General features: G+C 66.9%; 16 protein-coding genes. 10 read left to right on the forward strand and 6 right to left on the reverse strand.

Annotated features, from left to right (window positions below; translation table 11 throughout):
- Positions 1 to 269: 269 nt before the first annotated feature.
- From BTO20_RS24390 to BTO20_RS24400, 3 genes are read left to right on the forward strand one after another with little or no spacing between them, the layout of a single operon-like run.
- Positions 270 to 1,022: a hypothetical protein gene (locus BTO20_RS24390; protein ID WP_087078647.1), complete on the forward strand. Its 753-nt coding sequence runs from the start codon at positions 270 to 272 to the stop codon at positions 1,020 to 1,022.
- Entirely contained in the window at positions 1,019 to 3,157 is a 2,139-nt protein-coding gene (locus tag BTO20_RS24395) for an Rv1355c family protein (protein ID WP_087078648.1), read from the forward strand. The genes BTO20_RS24390 and BTO20_RS24395 overlap by 4 nt, the downstream gene beginning before the upstream one ends.
- The gene (locus tag BTO20_RS24400; RefSeq protein ID WP_408632124.1) at positions 3,150 to 5,024 is read left to right on the forward strand and encodes a putative bifunctional diguanylate cyclase/phosphodiesterase; all 1,875 of its coding nucleotides are present in this window, start codon (positions 3,150 to 3,152) and stop codon (positions 5,022 to 5,024) included. Before BTO20_RS24395 ends, BTO20_RS24400 begins: the two co-directional genes overlap by 8 nt.
- Here the strand turns inward: BTO20_RS24400 and BTO20_RS24405 are convergent.
- Positions 4,974 to 5,852, reverse strand: coding sequence for a hypothetical protein (locus BTO20_RS24405; protein ID WP_087078649.1), 879 nt, complete (start codon positions 5,850 to 5,852; stop codon positions 4,974 to 4,976). The genes BTO20_RS24400 and BTO20_RS24405 overlap by 51 nt on opposite strands.
- Before the next feature lie 496 nt (positions 5,853 to 6,348).
- On the opposite strand from BTO20_RS24405, the gene BTO20_RS24410 reads away from it, so the two are divergent.
- Positions 6,349 to 7,059: a TetR/AcrR family transcriptional regulator gene (locus BTO20_RS24410; RefSeq protein WP_087078650.1), complete on the forward strand. Its 711-nt coding sequence runs from the start codon at positions 6,349 to 6,351 to the stop codon at positions 7,057 to 7,059.
- Positions 7,060 to 7,070: 11 nt separating this feature from the next.
- Positions 7,071 to 7,730 (forward strand): TetR/AcrR family transcriptional regulator, encoded by a 660-nt coding sequence (locus tag BTO20_RS24415; protein ID WP_087078651.1) that lies wholly within the window; start codon positions 7,071 to 7,073, stop codon positions 7,728 to 7,730.
- 5 nt (positions 7,731 to 7,735) lie between these two features.
- Here the strand turns inward: BTO20_RS24415 and BTO20_RS24420 are convergent, their stop codons facing one another.
- Positions 7,736 to 8,098, reverse strand: a complete 363-nt coding sequence (locus tag BTO20_RS24420) for a PAS domain S-box protein (RefSeq protein ID WP_198344048.1) — start codon at positions 8,096 to 8,098, stop codon at positions 7,736 to 7,738.
- Positions 8,099 to 8,296: 198 nt separating this feature from the next.
- Here BTO20_RS24420 and BTO20_RS24425 point away from each other — a divergent pair, with 198 nt between their 5' ends.
- Together BTO20_RS24425 and BTO20_RS24430 are read left to right on the forward strand one after the other, a co-directional pair.
- The gene (locus BTO20_RS24425; RefSeq protein WP_087078653.1) at positions 8,297 to 9,529 is read left to right on the forward strand and encodes an acyl-CoA dehydrogenase family protein; all 1,233 of its coding nucleotides are present in this window, start codon (positions 8,297 to 8,299) and stop codon (positions 9,527 to 9,529) included.
- On the forward strand, positions 9,530 to 10,666 hold the full coding sequence (locus BTO20_RS24430; RefSeq protein ID WP_087078654.1) for an acyl-CoA dehydrogenase family protein: 1,137 nt from the start codon (positions 9,530 to 9,532) through the stop codon (positions 10,664 to 10,666).
- A gap of 16 nt (positions 10,667 to 10,682) precedes the next feature.
- Here the strand turns inward: BTO20_RS24430 and BTO20_RS24435 are convergent, their stop codons facing one another.
- The 4 genes from BTO20_RS24435 to BTO20_RS24450 are packed head-to-tail and all read right to left on the reverse strand — an operon-like array spanning position 10,683 to position 15,118.
- Entirely contained in the window at positions 10,683 to 11,714 is a 1,032-nt protein-coding gene (locus BTO20_RS24435; RefSeq protein WP_087078655.1) for an amidohydrolase family protein, read from the reverse strand.
- Positions 11,715 to 11,727: 13 nt separating this feature from the next.
- Positions 11,728 to 12,726, reverse strand: a complete 999-nt coding sequence (locus tag BTO20_RS24440) for a VOC family protein (RefSeq protein WP_087078656.1) — start codon at positions 12,724 to 12,726, stop codon at positions 11,728 to 11,730.
- Entirely contained in the window at positions 12,723 to 13,592 is an 870-nt protein-coding gene (locus BTO20_RS24445) for an alpha/beta fold hydrolase (RefSeq protein ID WP_087078657.1), read from the reverse strand. The genes BTO20_RS24440 and BTO20_RS24445 overlap by 4 nt, the downstream gene beginning before the upstream one ends.
- Positions 13,589 to 15,118 carry a bifunctional 3-(3-hydroxy-phenyl)propionate/3-hydroxycinnamic acid hydroxylase gene (locus BTO20_RS24450; protein ID WP_087078658.1) on the reverse strand — a complete coding sequence of 510 codons (1,530 nt, stop codon included), beginning with the start codon at positions 15,116 to 15,118 and terminating at the stop codon, positions 13,589 to 13,591. Before BTO20_RS24450 ends, BTO20_RS24445 begins: the two co-directional genes overlap by 4 nt.
- A gap of 91 nt (positions 15,119 to 15,209) precedes the next feature.
- Here BTO20_RS24450 and BTO20_RS24455 point away from each other — a divergent pair, with 91 nt between their 5' ends.
- The 3 genes from BTO20_RS24455 to dmpG are packed head-to-tail and all read left to right on the forward strand — an operon-like array spanning position 15,210 to position 17,742.
- Positions 15,210 to 15,845, forward strand: coding sequence for a TetR/AcrR family transcriptional regulator (locus tag BTO20_RS24455; RefSeq protein ID WP_087078659.1), 636 nt, complete (start codon positions 15,210 to 15,212; stop codon positions 15,843 to 15,845).
- The gene (locus BTO20_RS24460) at positions 15,842 to 16,723 is read left to right on the forward strand and encodes an acetylating acetaldehyde dehydrogenase (protein WP_170064309.1); all 882 of its coding nucleotides are present in this window, start codon (positions 15,842 to 15,844) and stop codon (positions 16,721 to 16,723) included. The genes BTO20_RS24455 and BTO20_RS24460 overlap by 4 nt, the downstream gene beginning before the upstream one ends.
- Positions 16,720 to 17,742, forward strand: coding sequence for a 4-hydroxy-2-oxovalerate aldolase (gene dmpG, locus BTO20_RS24465; protein ID WP_083165885.1), 1,023 nt, complete (start codon positions 16,720 to 16,722; stop codon positions 17,740 to 17,742). Before BTO20_RS24460 ends, dmpG begins: the two co-directional genes overlap by 4 nt.
- The last annotated feature ends 15 nt before the right edge of the window (positions 17,743 to 17,757 follow it).

The raw sequence follows: 17,757 nt of genomic DNA on the forward strand, positions 1-17,757 counted from the left end.
AGTGCACAAACTTTGCTCGACAAACATTCAGCAGGAATATCCAGTAGCGTTATCGTCCATATGATTTGCCAAATTTGCACGCCTCCGTAAATAAATGGACTTCCGGAGTGCAGAAATGGACACACTACTGGACAAGTTTCGTCTGCTAGCTGGAATTACCTGTCCCTGCGGCGTGATACTCATCTCGCGTAATCGCACAACCGTGGTGCGCACAACAAATCAGCCGAACCGGTCCGGGGGGTGCGGCTGCCAGAAGAAATGGATCACCAATGACCGCTCCCCAGCGCGATGTCGCTGCTCGTTCCGCCCTGTCTGCGGACCAATCCCACAGTTGGTGGGATCCGGGCAGCGACTGCACGATCGTCATCGCGACCCCTGGTTCGGAACGTGAATTGTGGCACGACTACGTCAACGGGGCCCAACGCAACTATCGCAAGCATGGCGTGGAACGGGCGCTCGACATGGACGCACTGCGCACGGGTGATGACACGGCATTGTTCTGCGCAGGCATCAATCAAGCGGGCGTGGTGGTCGGCGGTCTGCGAGCCAAAGGCCCCTATCAGCACACCGACGAATGCCATGCCACCGTCGAGTGGGCAGGCCAGCCCGGACTCAGCGCAGTGCGCAAGATGATCGACGACCGGCTGCCGTTCGGCGTCGTCGAGATGAAGACCGCGTGGGTGTGCGACGACCCCGACCAGAGCCGGGCGCTGACGGACACCCTGGCCCGCATGCCACTGCATTTCATGACGCGCCTGGACATCGGTTTCGCGATGGCCACCGCCGCGGCCTATGTGCTCAAGCGCTGGCTGTCCTCCGGCGGTGTGCTCGCCGCGAAGATCCCCGCAACCCCGTACCCGGATGAGCGCTACCAGACCAAGATGATGTGGTGGGATCGGCGCACGTTCGCCAACCATGCTGAGCCCAAACAGCTTTCGGCGTTCTACGGCGAAGTACAGCGGATCTCGGCCGGGCTGCACGACGTCGAAGCCGTTGACGCCTCCGCAGCGGCAGGACAATGATCGACACCATCGACGAGTCAGCGGACGGCAATGCGGTCATCATCGGCTCTGACGATCCGTCGGGTGCGTTGGCGGCCCTGCTCGCGGATCCACACATCACCGTCATCGACACCTGCCGACGTCAGCAGGAGGCGCTGCGCGAACTGACTCCCCTGCCCGGGACCGACATCCTGGACGAACCCACGTCGTGGGCGTATTACCCGTGGCGGCGCAGCGTCGTGCACATCCTCGGCCCGCTGGGGTTCAGGCGGCTGCGCCTGGACCGCAACCGCAATCTGATCAGCGCCGAGGAGGACCGGCAACTCGCTCAGCTGCGGGTCGGTGTCATCGGGCTGAGCGTCGGGCATGCCATCGCCTACGCGCTTGCCGCCGAAGGGCTCTGCGGTGAGCTACGGCTGACCGATTTCGATGAACTGGAATTGGCGAACCTCAACCGGGTACCGGCCTCGTTGTTCGATCTCGGGCTGAACAAGGCCGTGGTGGCCGCTCGCAGGATCGCCGAGCTCGATCCCTACCTGCGCGTGCAGATCGACCGCGGCGGTGCGCACTCCGACTCCATCGACGCATTTCTCCACGGCCTCGACGTGGTGGTCGAGGAGTGTGACTCGCTCGATGCGAAGGTCCTCGTCCGGGAGGCGGCACGGGCCCGACGGCTGCCGGTGCTGATGGCCACCGCCGACCGGGGCCTCATCGACGTCGAGCGCTTCGATCAGGACGCCGAGCGGCCGATCATGCATGGCTTGCTCGGCACGGTCGACACCGCGGCCCTCGCGGGACTGTCCAGCAAGGACAAAGTTCCCCACGTCCTGCGCTTACTGGACGCCGCGGAATTGTCGCCACGAATGGCCGCCTCGCTCGTCGAGGTGAGCAAGACCCTGACCACCTGGCCGCAGTTGACCGCTGAGGTCCAGCTCGGGGCGACGATGGTGGCCGACGCCGTCCGGCGCATCGGCATCGGCGAACCTCTGGCGTCCGGCCGGGTCCGGATGGATGTCGGTGCCGCGCTCGACGACATCGTCGACCCGTTGACACTGCGGATCGATGAGCCCGCACCACAGCCGGCACCCGAACCCACGGCACCTGCCGATCCCCTGTCCGCCGTCGCTGTGGCGGCCAATCGCGCTCCCTCGGGCGGCAATGCCCAGCCCTGGCGGATCGAATGGACTGCCGACCGGCTCAATCTGCGGCTGGCGACCGGATACACCACGGCGATGGACGTCGGTTTCCGCGGCAGCGCGGTGGCGCTGGGCGCGGCCGCATTCAATGCCCGGGTGGCCGCGGCCGCCCACGATCTCACCGGTGCGCTGGAATGGCAGCGGGGTGACGAAGGATCACCGCTGTTCGGCGTCATGTCCCTGACCCCGGGCCAGGCACCCGCACTGGCGCAGTTGTACGAACCGATGATGCAGCGCGAGACCAACCGCGAGCGCGGATCCGGGGCCACCATCCCGGGCGACGTCCTCGACGCCCTGGCGGGCGCGGCACGGGCCGAAGGCGGCGAGGCGCACATCCTGACCACCACGCCGGAGATCGAACGGGCAGCGCGCATTCTCGCCGCGGCGGACCGGATCCGATACCTCACGCCGACACTGCATCGTGAGATGTTCTCCGAACTGCGCTGGCCCGGAGATCCGGATCCCGACACTGGACTCGACGTGACGTCGCTCGGTCTGGACCCGGCCGATCTGGTGCTGCTGGACATCCTGCGCCGGCCCGAGGTGATGGCCAGACTCGCCGAGTGGGACGCAGGGTCGGCGCTCGGGGACGACACCTACGAGCGAGTCACATCGAGCTCGGCCGTCGCGGTCGTGTCGACCCCGGGCCGACGGTTGACCGACTACGCCAAGGCCGGGTCAGCGGTGCAGGCGCTATGGGTCACCGCTCAGCAATGCGGAGTGGCGGTACAGCCGGTGTCGCCGGTGTTCCTGTACGCGCACAGCGACGACGAGCGTCGGCTCCTGTCCCCCGACCATGCCGAGGCGCTGAGCGATCTGCAGTACTCTTTCCGCCAGTTGACGGCGACCGAACGCGATGCGTCCCAGGCGTTGGTGCTCAGGCTGTTCTATGCGCCACGCCCAACGGTACGCAGCCGCCGCAGGCCGCTGCCGCTGGTCCATGAGCCGCTCCATGGCTGAGGTGACTCCGGAGGTTGGTGTGCCACGCAGTCTGGAACTGGTCGTCACGTCGGTGGCCACTCAGCTGATGGCCGTCAACGCCGCCACCGCCGCGGCGGTCAGCCAGCAGGTGCTGGCAGATCTGGTGTCCTACTTCGACGTCGATGTGAGCTTCCTGCGGCACAACGATCACCTGGCCCACACCACGAAACTGGTCGCCGAGTGGCCGCCGCGGCCGGTGGACGCGCCGACCGATCCGATCGCGGTCGTCCGGTTCGCCGACGCCGACCCGGTGTTCGCCATGGCCGAGAATCTCAAAGAGCCGGCGGTGTTCCGCCCAGAACCCGCCACCGACGATTACCAGCGCACCATCGAGGCGGGCCGTCAGGTTCCGAGTACCTCGATGGCGTCGGTGCCATTGCTGTCGGGCGAGGTCACCACCGGCGTGCTCGGCTTCGTCAAGTTCGGTGACCGCGAATGGCTGCCCGAGGAACTCAACGCGCTGCAGGCGATCGCCTCGTTGTTCGCCCAGGTGCAGGCCCGCATCGCCGCCGAGGAGCGCCTGCGCTACCTGGCCGACCACGACCACCTCACCGGGTTGTACAACCGCCGGGCGTTGCTCGCTCATCTCGATGACCGGCTCGCGCCCGGTCAACCAGGCCCCGTGTCGGTGATGTTCCTCGATCTGGACCGGCTCAAGGCCATCAACGACTATCTCGGCCACACCGCCGGGGATGCGTTCATCAGAGTCCTTGCGCAGCGTCTCGAGGAGGGCGACGACGAGCCCAAACTGATCGCACGCCTCGGCGGTGACGAGTTCGTCGTGGTGCCGGCCGCACCGATGTCGGCCGACGACGCAGAAGCGCTGGCCTATCGACTGCAGGCGATGTTGCGCGAGCGGGTGACGGTCGACGGCGAGATGCTCACCCGGACGGTGAGTATCGGCCTGGCCGAGGGCATTCCCGGCCGGGACTCGACCTCGGATCTGCTCAGCCGCGCCGACCAGGCGGTTCTGACCGCCAAGAGCGCTGGCGGGAACCAGGTGGCGGTGTTCTCCGACGTGATGGCCATGGAGATCGATTTCCGCAACGACATCGAGCTGCACCTACAGAACGTGATCGAGGACGGATCGCTGGTGCTGCATTACCTGCCCGAGATCGACATGCGCACCGGAGAGGTGCTCGCGGCCGAGGCGTTGGTCCGGTGGCAGCATCCGACGCGCGGGCTGCTCGCCCCGGATTCGTTCATCGGGGTCGCCGAATCCATCAACCTGGCAGGCGAATTGGGTCGATGGGTGCTGCGCAACGCGTGTGCCGAATTCGCCCGATGGCGCGCCAACGGCCTGGGCAGGCGCATCCTGTTGCGGATCAACGTCTCGCCGGTGCAGTTGGTGACCGAAGGATTCGTCGACTCGGTCGCCAGCATCATGAACGAATTCGGGCTACCGCGCGGCTCGGTGTGCCTGGAGATCACCGAAAGTGTCGTGGTTCAGGACATCGAGACCACGCGTCGCACCTTGTTCGGGCTCCAGAACGTGGGCGTGCATGTGGCGATCGACGACTTCGGTACCGGCTACAGCGCGCTGTCCCTGCTGAAATCTCTGCCGGTCGACACGCTCAAGATCGACCGGAGTTTCGTCGCCGAACTGGGTTCCAACCCCGGCGACCTGCCGATCGTCCGAGCCGTCATCGCGCTCGCCGGCGCCTTCGGCCTACAACTGGTCGCCGAGGGCGTCGAGACCGAAACCGCGGCGCTCACGCTGCTTCGGCACGGCTGTTACCGCGCTCAGGGATTCCTGCTGTCCAGGCCGATCTCGGGGCGGGAGATGCAGCAGTTGCTAGCCAAGGGGCGGGTTCCGGTCCGCTTTCCGCCAGTGCCGCACATGTGAACGACCGCCGTCGCGGGCGGGACCGGAGCTGCAGTACTCCGAGCGGCTCGACTCTGCGCTGAGGTCGGTGGCGAGCAGCTCGACGCGGGCGAACCGGCTCGCGCTGTGCCCGACCAGCCCCACCTCAAGCTCGCCGTCCGGTGTGCCGACCGGCAGTGCGCCACGCGCCGGGCCGTTCAGCCGGCCGGCGATGGCGATACCGTGCCGGACCCGGACCGCCCGTGAGCCTTCAGGGGTGTCGAGCACGACACCGACGATCTCGTCCTCCTCGAAGACGATGCGCTCCAGGGCGCTGTTCTCGTATGTCGGAATGTCGCGATCCCGGGTCTGGGCGGTCAGCCATTCGTCGAGCGCTGATACCGCGGCGGCGCCGGACGGCACCGAACCGATGACCTTCACCTCGATATCCTCGCCCGTGGCCGTCTGCATGACCTTGGTCTCCCGGTCGGTCAGCCGGGTGTAGAGCACACCGTAGGGCGACAGCAGGCATTGGACGGCCCAGTCACGCAGGCGGGCGCCGTAGAACGGCGCTATCGGGGACCCGGGCCGGGGCGGCGCGGGAGCGCGCACAGACCGGACGGTGAGCTCGACGTCGTTCGGCCCGGTCGGCAACGAACCGACGTCGGCGGACAGCGCATCGAGGTACTCCCGCGTCTCGGGATCTTCGATGCCGGGACCCAGCAGCGGGGCGTCGGCATCGTGTCGGCTCTCGGCCCGGGGTTGCGCAAGCAGCACGTCCAGTTCGGCGTCGGCCGCGGCGATGGCGCACGCCAGCACCCCGGAGCCTGAACCACAGCAAACGACGTCAAATTCGTCGTCCCACATCATCTACCGATACCTCTAGTTTGCCAGCTCCGGCAGCACGCGGCCCGCCAGCCCAGACGCGCCGGTACTGATCGGTGCGCGATCAACAGTACTCAACAGATCATTTTCAGTGTGTTTGCCGGCTCTTCGACGTTGCGTCGGTGAACCGTCGAGGAGGTTGCCACAGCCCGCACCGGGATTCGAGGGGGATAGCCAGCACAGGCTATGGCAACGTCTCCACGATAACCATCGGCGACCGTCGGCGGGTGACACCCAGCAGGGCTGCGTGGTCCGCCGACTGCGAACCAACAGTTATCACGCTAAGCACCCTACATACCTTTAGAATGATTTGCACGCGTGACGATGACTTCGAGTATCTCAGTTGGCGAGTGGACGGACGAGCCCAGCCGCCGGGGTGTTCGTGTCCGAGGAAACCGAATGAAACAATTCCGGTGCACGCGCCGGACGGCGCCCGATGCCTCGTCCGATCACGCAGCCGTGGAGATTTTGGGGTGTCCTGGTGACTGAGCAGCTCGACCGGCGAGCCGACGTCACACGGCTTCAGATCCTGCAGGCCGCGGCGCGCCAGTTCGCGCACAAGCCCTACAGCGCGGTGAGCCTTGACGACATCCTTGCCGACGCGGCAGTCACCAAAGGGGCGCTGTACTTCCATTTCAGGTCCAAGTACGCGCTCGCGTCATCCATCATCGACAACCGCGCCGAACGTGCCCGCGAACGCGTCAACGAGGTGCTCGCCCGCAATCTGTCCGCGATGGAGACCTTGGTCGACATCTCGTACCAGCTGGCCGTCGACGACATCGGCGACACGATGTCCCGAGCGGCCGGGAACCTGTTGGAATCCATCGGACGCACCGACAGGCTAGGACCGCAGGTCCTAGCACCCTGGATCTCCGGGTACGCCACGATCGTCCGGCGCGCGGTCGACGAGGGCGATTTCACCGACGGCACCGATCCGCAGGTGGCGGCGATGCTGCTGGTATCGATGCAGCTGGGCATCCGCCAGACCAGCGATCTGGACGACCCCCAACGGTTCCTCACCGACCTCGAGCGGGCCTGGAAATTGGTGCTGCCCGGCTTGGCCAACCCGGACCGACTCGGCTACCTGGCCCAGTTCATCAGGCGTCGCACCACGGTGGCGCTCAAGAAGGCCGCACCCATCAAACCCGCCGGGCCTCGCCACAACGCCGACCCGGCCACCGGGCCGGCCTGAGGAAGCGCGACATGGCACGCCAGGCCCGGTCGGAGGTAACCCGCAGAAAGATCATCGACGCCGCCGTCGATCAGTTCACCGAAACTGGTTATCCAGCAACAGGATTGGGCGATATCATTGAACGCGCCGAGCTGACCAAAGGCGCGTTCTACTACCACTTCGACGCCAAGGAGGCTCTGGCCGAGGCCATCATCGAGGAGGCAGGCACCCGCATGTTGGCGACATTCCGCACCATCACCGGATCGTCCTCACCCGCACTGGAGAACCTGATCCACGGGATGTTCGTGGTGACCGATTTCACCGCGGCCGACAAGCTGGCCTGGATCGGCATGCAGCTACTGCGGACCTTCAGCGGCCTCAATGACGCGGCCGGCCGGGTCTACGGGAGCTGGCTCGACGACCTCGTCGAGCAGGTCGGCCACGCCGCCGCCGAAGGTGACCTCCGCAGCGACGTCGACCCCAAGAGCGCCGCGGAGGTGATCCTGGGTTCGATGCTGGGTGCCGAAGCGCTGTCGCGCGCCACGGGGATCGGCGATGACCTGCGGGAACGCATGGCGCGCACGTGGGAGCTGCTGCTACCCGCGATGGTCGACGACGGGTCACTCGAATACTTCCGTGAGTTCCTCGCGCGCGAGTCGCTGCGCCGATCGCCGATGGTCGGCGGTGCGTAGCGCGCCTAGAGTTCCTCCACCCATAACTGCTCGGTGAGATCGTGGAACGCCGCCAGCGCCACTGGATCGTCCCCACGCAGCAGCGCGGACTTGCTCATCCGAGCGCGCACGATCGAGCGGTCCCGGTGCACGAGGTCGACGACCAGCTCGGCGTTGGCCCGCACGACCGACACCGCGGACTCGTCATCGGGCAGCGAATGAAAGATCTCGGCAAACTTCAGCGCCTTCACTGATTCGGCGCTGTGACCGACCATTTCGGCGAATGCACTGTTAGCGAAGAGAATGCTGCCGTCCTCGGCGATTGCGAGCACCGGAACGGGGAACCGCTCCAAGACGACCAACGCCGGCATTTGCTGCAAGGTAGTCATCGGAGATCGGGTGTCCTGCTCGCTCCGACGCCGCTCCACGTCCTCAATTATTGCCCGATGCACCAGCTTGGTACCAGCGCAGCTGTGCAGCTCACAGCATGGAGGCGCCCGCCGGCGTCTCGCGCGCAGGGGCAACACGCACCACTTAACTAACTAGGTTTACTCTGTGAGGGGCGACACCGGCAGACAGGGGCACGCATGGACCTGAAGTGGTCTACGACCGACCAGGAATTTCGCGACGAGGTGCGCGACTTCCTCGCAGAGAATCTGACCGACGATCTTCGGCAGGCGGGGCGGCTGATGACCAGCGTCTACGCCGACCATGACGCCAGCATGGCCTGGCAGCGCGTCCTGCACCAGCACGGCTGGGCGGCTCCGGCGTGGCCCGTGGAGTACGGAGGCTGTGACTGGAGCTTGACCCAGCACTACATCTTCAGCAGGGAATCCACGCTCGCCGGAGCGCCGTCGCTGTCACCGATGGGTATCCGCATGGTCGCCCACGCGATCATCAAGTTCGGCACCACGGCCCAGAAGGACTACTTCCTGCCGCGCATCCTCACCGGCGAGGTGTTCTTCTGCCAGGGCTACTCCGAGCCCGAGGCCGGCTCGGACCTGGCCGCCCTGTCCATGGCCGCCGTCGACGATGGCGACCACCTGGTGTGCACCGGGAGCAAGATCTGGACCACCCACGCCCGCGAGGCGAACTGGATGTTTGCACTGGTCCGCACCACGCGCGGCGCGAAGAAGCAGCAGGGCATCACGTTCGTGCTGATCGACATGACCACACCCGGCATCGAGATCCGGCCCCTGGTCATGACTTCCGGTGAGGAGGTCCAGAACCAGGTCTTCTTCGACGACGTCCGGGTGCCGAAGGGCAACGTCGTCGGTGCCATCGACGATGGCTGGACCGTCGCCAAGTACCTGCTGGAATTCGAGCGCGGAGGCGGCGCGTCGGCTCCGGCGCTGCAGGTGCTCGCCGAGGAGATCGCGACGGTCGCCACCGAACAGCCCGGACCTGCCGGCGGCCGCCTCATCGACAACGCCGCGTTCAGCCGCAAGCTCGCCGAGGCCCGCATCCGCACCGATGTGCTGGAGATCCTCGAATACCGGGTGCTGGCGGCAGTGTCCGAAGGCCGGAATCCGGGAACGGCGTCGTCGATGCTGAAGATCCTCGGTACGGAATTGAGCCAGACGTTGACCGAACTGTCGATGGAGGCGGCCGGGCCGCGTGGGCGCGCCTACCAGCCGCATGCCACGCGCCCGGGCGGTCCGGTGGCCGACTTCGTACCGCCGGTCGATGGGTATGTCAGTGGCCAGGCCTGGCAGGCGGTGGCCCCGCTGCGCTACTTCAACGACCGGGCCGGCTCAATCTACGCCGGCAGCAACGAAATTCAGCGGAACATCCTCGCCAAAGCGGAATTGGGGCTGTAGATGGACTTCAATCTGACCAACGAGCAGGAACTGCTGCGCGAGGGACTGACCAAGTTCCTGTGCAGCCGCTACGACCTCACCTCGAGCCGGGCTGCCGCCAAGACCGGACCGGGTTGGCAGCCAGAGATCTGGCGTGCCTTCGCCGACGAGCTCGGCATCCTGGGCGCCACGCTCCCCGAGGATGCCGGCGGCAGCGGCGGCGGACCGGTCGAGGCCATGCTCATCGCCGAAGCACTGGGCCACGCGCTGGTGATCGAACCGTTCGTCGACACCGTGGTGGTGGCCGGTGGACTGCTGCACCGCGCCGGCGGGGCCGGGCAGCTGCTGGCCGACATCGTCGACGGCGGCGCCGTCGTGGCGCTCGCTGCCGGTGAGCCGGCCTCCGGGGACAACTGGGGTGAGGTCGCCACCACCGCACGCCGTGAGGGCGACGACTGGGTGCTCGACGGCAGCAAGGCGATGGTTCTCAACGCTTCGCTGGCGACGCATCTGCTGATCACCGCACGCACGTCGGGTGAACCCGCCGATACCGACGGGGTTTCGCTGTTCCTGGTCCAGATCGCCTCACCTCCAGCGGGTCTCACCATTCACCCGTACCGCACCGTCGACGATCGGCGGGCCGCCGACCTGATGCTGGAGAACCTGCGGCTTCCGGCAGACGCGCTGCTCGGAGAAGCGGGCCGGGCGTGGCCGTCCCTGCAGCAGGCCCGTGACGAGGGCGCTGCCGCCGTATGCGCGGAAGCCGTCGGCGCCATGCGCAAGGTCCTCGCCGACACCGTCGAGTACTGCAAGCAGCGGCACCAATTCGGCACGGCGATCGGCAGTTTCCAGGCCCTGCAGCACCGCATGGTGGACATGCACATGGAGGTCGAGCAGGCCGCGGCCGCGGTGTACCTCGCGGTGTTGCATCTCGACTCCGACGCGGCAGGCAGGGCCAAGGCGGTGTCGGCGGCCAAGGCCACGATCGGCCGCGCAGCCCGGTTCGTCGGCCAGAACGCGGTGCAGCTGCACGGCGGCATGGGCATGACCGAAGAGCTGGCGATCGGCCATTATTTCAAGCGGCTCACCGCCGTTCAGTACGAGTTCGGATCGACCGACGCGCACGTGAGTCGATATGCGGAGTTGACTCGACCGTAGCGGCGGGGACGTCGGATCAGCCGGGCTGCATCATCCGCGCGACACCGCGCATGACGGCCCGGCTGACGGTGTGGCGGATCTGCTCCAGTGGTGTGGGTGCCGGCAGCTCAGGTGCGGTTCCGAGGCGGGGAAACAGGGCCAGCGCGTTGCCCCGGTCGATGGCCGCACGTCCGGCGGCGTCCAGAGCACCGTAGGTCTCCAGACCCGCGGCGAACAGCTTGCCTGCCGCGACGGGCGCGAACGGCCAGTCCGATCCGAACGTGACGTGCCCGGGCTTGGCGAACGCCAGCAGCGTCGGCAAGGCGGCGGCGCTCGACGACAGTGCGGTGTCGAAGTAGAAGCCGGCGAAGTCGTCGAGGCTGTCGGCCGGGCTGGCACCCGTGTCACCCGTGATCGCCACCGCCATGCGGTGCGACGCATAGGGCACGAAGCCCCCCGCGTGGCTGAGGATGAAACGGATGTTCGGATACCTGCGCCGGATCCCGTTACGCACCAACAGATAGGCGGCCCGCGTGGTGTCGAGCAGGAAGTCCGCGGCGAACGGCGCGACACCGGTGACCACCGGACCGGGCAGGTCGGCCGGATGGATGAAGACCACCGCCGACCGCGTGTCCAGCGCGGCCCACAGCTCGTCCTGCCCGTCCTGACCGAGATACGTGCCGGAGCTGTTGGCCAGCAGGACGATCCCGTCGGCGTGCAGATCATCAAGCGCACGGACCGCTTCGGTGACCGATTCCGCGAGGTGCGGCATGGGCACGGTCGCGAAGAAGCCGAACCTGTCCGGGTGGGCCGCGGCCAGGTCGGCGCCGAAGTCGTTGAGGTCGCGCGCCAGCGCGGCGGCGTCGGCAGCCGCGGGCAGGAACGTCGTACCGGGCGTGGACACCGACAGGATCGCGGTCGCGACGCCGAGCTCGGCCATCGTCTCCAGCGACGCCTCGGCGCTCCAGTCCGGCACAGCCCGGCCACCTGCTTCGTCGATTCCCGCTTTTTGCAGTGCTTTTCGGTAGTCCGCGGGGATCATGTGGTGGTGGGTGTCGATGCGGCGCATGTCTGGTCTCTTCTCAGTTGTCGGGTATGCCTGCGCCGGCCAGCGCCGGCACGACGTCTTCTCGGTGCGCCAGCGAGAGCGCACCGACCTTGAACTGGGCGAGCTTGTCGATGATGCTCTGCCCTTCCGGCGTATGGCCCCAGATGCTGATGCCCTGATACGTGGTGGGCTCCCACGTGGATTCATCGACCACGATCGGGTTCCAGCCCACCTCCCATTCGAATCCAGACGGCGTCACCGCGTAGTAGGACAGTTCCCGGTCGTTGGTGTGCTGCCCTACTCCGAGCGCCATGTCGAAACCGAGCGCTTTGACGCGTTGGTAGGACCGCGTCAGGTCGTTGAGGTCGGCGACCTGAATGTTGAGGTGCTGCACCCGGGTGCGAATCGGGTTGATGGGCAGGCGGTTCACCGCGGCGATGGCCACCGAATGGTGCCGGGAGTTGACCCGCAGGAACCTGATCTTGAACTTGACACCGCTGATCGTCTCGTCGATGTAGTCGGACAGCCGAGCGTCGAAGACGGTCTCGTAGTAGCCACGCACCCGATGCGGGTCCTTCGCCGTGAGCGCGACGTGTCCCATGCCGTACTCGCCGGTGACGAACCCGCCGCGCACCGCGAGGGCTGGGGGTTCAGCTGCGGCACAAGGACTGGTGAAGATCTCCTGGCTCAGACCGTTGGGGCCCGGCAGGCGTACCAGTCGTTCGACTCCGCGTAGCGCGGCCTCCTCGGACGTCCCCTCGGCCACTCGAACGCCGTGACCTGTCACCCGGGCCAGGATCTCGTCGAAGGTGGCGTGGTCGTCGACCTGCCAGCCGATGGCCGTGACATCCTCGGACGGCCCACGCTGCAGCAGGAACCGGCAGGCGTTGTCGTCCAGGCGAAATCGCATGACGCACGGGACGGTGTCGTCGAGGTGCATGCCGATGGCGTCGCGACCGAAGCGTCGCCAGTCGCTGAATCGCTCGGTCTCGACAACCAGATAGCCCAGGCGCAGTTGACCGAAGATGTTCATGACGCGAGCACCGATCCGTCGGAGAGGAATTCGGACACGATTCGGTTGAAGAACTCGGCCCGCTCCCACTGCAGCCAGTGGCCGGTGCGACTGGTCATCACCAGTTCGGCGCTCGGCATCGTGTTGAGCAGTAGCGGGCCCCCGGCCGGGCGGTTGACCTTGTCGTCGCGACCCCACAGCACGAGGGTCGGTGTCTGCAAGGTCGCCAACCGCGGGTCGCGGGTCAGGTCCATGCGCCACAGGGTACGCAGTGCCAGCGGACCGGACGGGCGGCTCAGAGGTGGGTTCGCCACCACCTCGGGATCGATCGATGCCCGGTAGCGTACGTCGATCAGCTCGTCGGGGACCGAATCAGCGTCGTGGACAAGGTAGTTACGGATGAAGGCGGCCAGCTTGTCGCGGCTGGGCCCGGTGCCGCCGTAGTAGGACAGCAGGCTGTTGAGCCCGGCGGTGGGCAGCATGCGGGTGGTGCCGATGCCTCCCGGACCCATCAGGACGAGCTTGCCGACGCGGTGCGGCGTGTCCAGCGCCAGCCGCAGGGCCGCCGCACCACCGTAGGAATTGCCGACGAGATGCGCTGTGTCGATGTCGAGTTCGTCGAGCAGGCCCCGGATGGCGTCACCGAGATAGCCGAACGGGTCGCTCTTGTCGATGCGCTTGTCGGATCTCCCGTAGCCGGGCATGTCCGGCACGATCACCCGGTAGTGCTGGGACAGGGCGTCGATGTTGCGGGAGTAGTTCGTGACGCCGGAGGCGCCGGGCCCGCCGCCGTGCAGCATGACGACAGCGGGTCCCGCGCCGGCCTCGGCGAAGAAGATGTCTTTGTCGGCAACCCGGACGATATGTTCGGTGAGGGTGATGGTCATGCGTGGGCTCCAGTCAAGTTGTGCAGGGTCAGTCCCGCCGGTGGATTGGGTAGTGATTCGCCGAGTCCGGCTGCGGCATAGATGAATCCGTCTGGCCGGAGCACCGCCGCGTGGGCGCCGTGATCGCGCAGCCACCGCGTCAGGCCAGGCTCGGAGATTCGGCGGGCCTGAAGACCGATCTGTTGCCACGTCCGCGCACCGGCGGGCAGGGCGCCCGTGTAGACCAGCGCCCATGTCCCGCCGAGGAGGTCGTCGAGGGGCATCGCCACCCCGTCGTGCGTGACGGTCGGTTGCGGGATCTGCCTGCCAACGGCGGGGTTGGGCATGGCGGCGAAGAATCCGTCGCCGTAGCGGGCCTCCGGAATCCAGAACCGCCGCTGTCCGGCGGCGAGAACACCGGGCACCTTCGTCAGCGCCCGGAGCACGTGATTGCGGAACGCCGCCACTACCGGGCGGCGTTCGGTGATCACACGGCCGACGACCACCGCACGTCGGGTCACTTCGGTCACGTGCGGTTTGCGTTCGGCCTCATACGAATTCAGGATCGATTCGGCGACCTCGCCGCGGAGCACTCCGGCCAGCTTCCAGCACAGGTTGGCCGCATCGCGCACGCCTGCGGACATGCCCTGACCGATCCATGGCGGCATGGCATGCGCGGCGTCCCCCGCCAGGAACACCCGGCCGACCCGCCACCGATCGGCGACGCGGACGTGGTGACTGTAGACCACCGCGCGCAGGATCTCGACATGCTCAGGCGTGATGCCCTGAGCCCGCAGCACCCGCCACACCGCTTCGTCGGTGACGAGCTCGTGCTCGTCCTCCCCTGGCCCGACCGGGAACTCCCACCGGTGATGACCGAGCGGCGTCGGGCAGTCCACGGTGGGCCGCTCGGGGTTGCAGTGGAACCGCAAGCGGTCGTGGGCATCCCACTCCCGCAGCACCTTGGTGTCGATGACGACCCAACGTTCGGCGTAGGTGCGGCCGCTGTAGCCGACCCCGAGCAGTCCACGCGTCGGTGACGATCCGCCGTCGGCGGCGATGACGTAGGACGCGCGCAGTCGTGTGAAGGTGTCGGTGCGCAGATCACCCAGCAGGAGTTCGACATGGTCTTCGCGGTTGGCGACCCGCAGGCATTCGCGCTCCAGCAGCACGTCGACGTTGGCGAATCGCGCCACCCCCTCGCGCAACACCTCGTCGACGGCGGGTTGGTACAGGAACTGCTGTGACGGATGGCCGCAGCCGCGTCCTGTGATGACGGTTTCGATGAAGGCTCGTCCGTCGGCGTCGACGAACGCCAGCGGTCGGCCGGGCAGCATGTCGCGCTGCATGCGCGCGGCCAGGCCTACCGACTGCCACACCCGCATCACCTCTTCATCGGTCGAGATGGCGCGGGCGCGGTTGTAGATGTCCGGATCACGCTCGATCACAACCACTTTCAATCCAAGCTGCCCCAGCAGATTGGCCGCGGTGGCACCAGTCGGCCCATAGCCGACCACCGCTACGTCATAGATGTCTGCACTGGTCACTGATCGCCTCTCTCGGAGAGCTTGTTCTGTAGTGATCACTACGGTAATGTAGTGATCACTACAGAGTCAATAGGTCGTCCAGGGAGGGCAGATGGCAGACACGACACGTCCCACGCCTCGTCGCAAACGCGCCGACGGAGAACAGTCCCGCGAACGAATCCTCGACGCCGCCACCGAGATTGCCTCTGAGCGCGGGTACGAGGGAACGAGCATCGCCCTGGTCAGCAAGGCCTGCGGACTACCGGCCAGCTCCATCTATTGGCACTTCAAGGACAAGGACGATCTGATCGCCGCGGTGATCGAGCGCAGTTTCGCCGGTTGGCTCAACGCCTGGCGTCTGCCCGAGGACGGCGAACCCCGCGAACGCGTGAGCGCGATGGCCACGCAGATCGCCAAGGCCCTGCTCGACGCTCCGGACTTCCTGCGGCTCGGGCTGATGCTGGCGCTGGAACGACGCCCGCTCGAGCCGCGGGCCCGAGCGATGTTCCTGCGCGCGCGAGCTCAGGCCGCCGACGAAATGAAAGCCGCATTCCACGAATTCACCACCGGCCTCACCGACGCCCAGATTGATCTACTGGTCACCTACGCGATCGCCGGGGCGGATGGTTTGTTCGTCGCCAAGGAGATCGGCGGGGATTCGGTTGACATCCTCGCTCTGTTCGAGGTGCACGCGCATGCCATCTACGACACGGCGATGCGGATGATCGCCGAAGGCACCGACCGATGACGGCGCTCTGCTGGCCCGTGGCGGTACTCGGGTCCGGCAGCGTCGGCACCGACCTGATGGTCAAGATCCGGCAGAGCGACGGCCCGCTGTCGGTGGCCGCCATGGTTGACGGCGTCGACGAACTGCTCGCCATGCCGAATTTCGCCGACATCCGACTGGTTTTCGACACCACCGCGCCCCGGGCCCGTACCGGCGGCTGGGCCGCACTCACACAGAGCGGAGCCCGGACGATCGACCTCACCGCGGCCACGACCGGTCGGCATTGTGTGCCGGTCATCAATCTCGACGACTTCCGAGACACCAGCAGTTTGCACATCGGAACGGGTGCCGGGCAGGCCGCCGTCCCGATCGCGGCGGCGATCGGACGATCGGGCGTCGTGACGTACGCCGAGACCGTCTGCGCGGTGGCGTCGCGATCCGCCGCGCCCGACGACCGGGCCGGCGTCGACGAGTTCATCGAATCCACCAGTGCCGCGCTGCAGGAGGTCGGCGGAGCTCTCCGGGGTAAGGCCGTGCTGTTGCTGAGCCCGGCCGATCCTCCGGCGTCGATGCGAAGCACGGTCTACTGCCTCCTCGAGGGCGACCCCGATCGCGAAGTGATCGAGAACGACATCGTCGACATGGTCGAGGAGGTCAGCCGGTACGTGCCGGGCTACCGCCTCAAACAACGCGTGCAATTCGAGACGTTCGGCACCGAGAGCCCGCTGTACGTCCCGGAGGCCGGCCCGTTCACGGGTACGCGCGTCACCGTCATGCTGGAGGTCACCGGCGCGGCCGATCACCTACCGGCCTACGCCGGTCACCTCGACATGGTGACCGCGGCCGCCAAGGCGACCGCGGAGCACATCGCCCTCCACGCCAATGGAACTGGTTCATGACCCGCCCCGTGTACATCAGCGATGTGACGCTGCGCGATGGCATGCACGCGGTGCGTCATCAGTACCGCATCGACCAGGCCGTGCGGATTGCGCAGGCCCTCGACGCCGCCGGGGTCGACTCGATCGAGGTGGCCCACGGCGACGGGCTGGGCGGTTCGAGCTGCATCTACGGCTTCGGCGCCCACACCGATCTGGAGTGGATCGAAGCCGTCGCCGACACGGTGACCCGGGCCAAGGTCGCCACCTTGCTGTTGCCGGGAATCGGGACCGTCCGAAATCTGACCGACGCCCACCACGCCGGCGCCACCGTGGTTCGGGTCGCCACCCATTGCACCGAAGCCGACCTCTCCGCCCGCTACATCGCGTCGGCCCGCGAACTCGGCATGGACACCGCCGGTTTCCTGATGATGAGCCACATGACGACGCCGAACGTGCTGGCCGAGCAGGCCCGATTGATGGAGGGCTATGGCGCGACGTGTGTCTACGTCGTCGACTCGGGGGGTGCGATGACCATGCGTGATGTCGCCGAACGTGTCAGTGCGCTACGCCAAACCCTCTCCGCCACAACTGATATCGGTATCCATGCGCACCACAACCTGGCACTCGGCGTGGCCAATTCCATCACGGCCGTGGAACACGGCGCGCACCGCGTGGACGCGTCGCTCACCGGCATGGGGGCGGGTGCGGGCAACGCACCCCTTGAGGTGTTCGTCGCCGCGATCAGCAAGCTCGGCGCCTCACACGGCTGCGACCTGCACGCGTTGCAGGACGCCGCCGACGACATCGTGCGTCCCTTGCAAGACCGCCCGGTTCGAGTGGACCGGGAAACTCTGACTCTCGGTTATGCCGGGGTGTATTCGAGCTTCCTGCGGCACGCCGAGTCGACGGCCGAGCGCTACGGCATCGACGCACGCACGCTGCTCGAGGAAGCCGGCCGTCGTGGCATGGTCGGCGGCCAGGAGGACCTGCTCGTCGACATCGCACTGGATCTCACGACAGAATCCGCCCCGGCGGGGTGATGCGTCCGTAAGGTG

This window comes from Mycobacterium dioxanotrophicus (genome assembly GCF_002157835.1).
Classification (GTDB): Bacteria; Actinomycetota; Actinomycetes; order Mycobacteriales; family Mycobacteriaceae; genus Mycobacterium; species Mycobacterium dioxanotrophicus.

Coding starts and splice junctions, on each gene's coding strand:
- BTO20_RS24395 (WP_087078648.1), top strand. CDS start 1,019: ATGATCGACACCATCGACGAGTCAGCGGACGGCAATGCGGTCATCATC.
- BTO20_RS24415 (WP_087078651.1), top strand. CDS start 7,071: ATGGCACGCCAGGCCCGGTCGGAGGTAACCCGCAGAAAGATCATCGAC.
- BTO20_RS24445 (WP_087078657.1), bottom strand. CDS start 13,592: ATGACCATCACCCTCACCGAACATATCGTCCGGGTTGCCGACAAAGAC.
- BTO20_RS24455 (WP_087078659.1), top strand. CDS start 15,210: ATGGCAGACACGACACGTCCCACGCCTCGTCGCAAACGCGCCGACGGA.
- BTO20_RS24400 (WP_408632124.1), top strand. CDS start 3,150: ATGGCTGAGGTGACTCCGGAGGTTGGTGTGCCACGCAGTCTGGAACTG.
- BTO20_RS24460 (WP_170064309.1), top strand. CDS start 15,842: ATGACGGCGCTCTGCTGGCCCGTGGCGGTACTCGGGTCCGGCAGCGTC.
- BTO20_RS24425 (WP_087078653.1), top strand. CDS start 8,297: ATGGACCTGAAGTGGTCTACGACCGACCAGGAATTTCGCGACGAGGTG.
- BTO20_RS24420 (WP_198344048.1), bottom strand. CDS start 8,098: ATGACTACCTTGCAGCAAATGCCGGCGTTGGTCGTCTTGGAGCGGTTC.
- BTO20_RS24435 (WP_087078655.1), bottom strand. CDS start 11,714: ATGCGCCGCATCGACACCCACCACCACATGATCCCCGCGGACTACCGA.
- BTO20_RS24405 (WP_087078649.1), bottom strand. CDS start 5,852: ATGATGTGGGACGACGAATTTGACGTCGTTTGCTGTGGTTCAGGCTCC.
- BTO20_RS24440 (WP_087078656.1), bottom strand. CDS start 12,726: ATGAACATCTTCGGTCAACTGCGCCTGGGCTATCTGGTTGTCGAGACC.
- dmpG (WP_083165885.1), top strand. CDS start 16,720: ATGACCCGCCCCGTGTACATCAGCGATGTGACGCTGCGCGATGGCATG.
- BTO20_RS24390 (WP_087078647.1), top strand. CDS start 270: ATGACCGCTCCCCAGCGCGATGTCGCTGCTCGTTCCGCCCTGTCTGCG.
- BTO20_RS24430 (WP_087078654.1), top strand. CDS start 9,530: ATGGACTTCAATCTGACCAACGAGCAGGAACTGCTGCGCGAGGGACTG.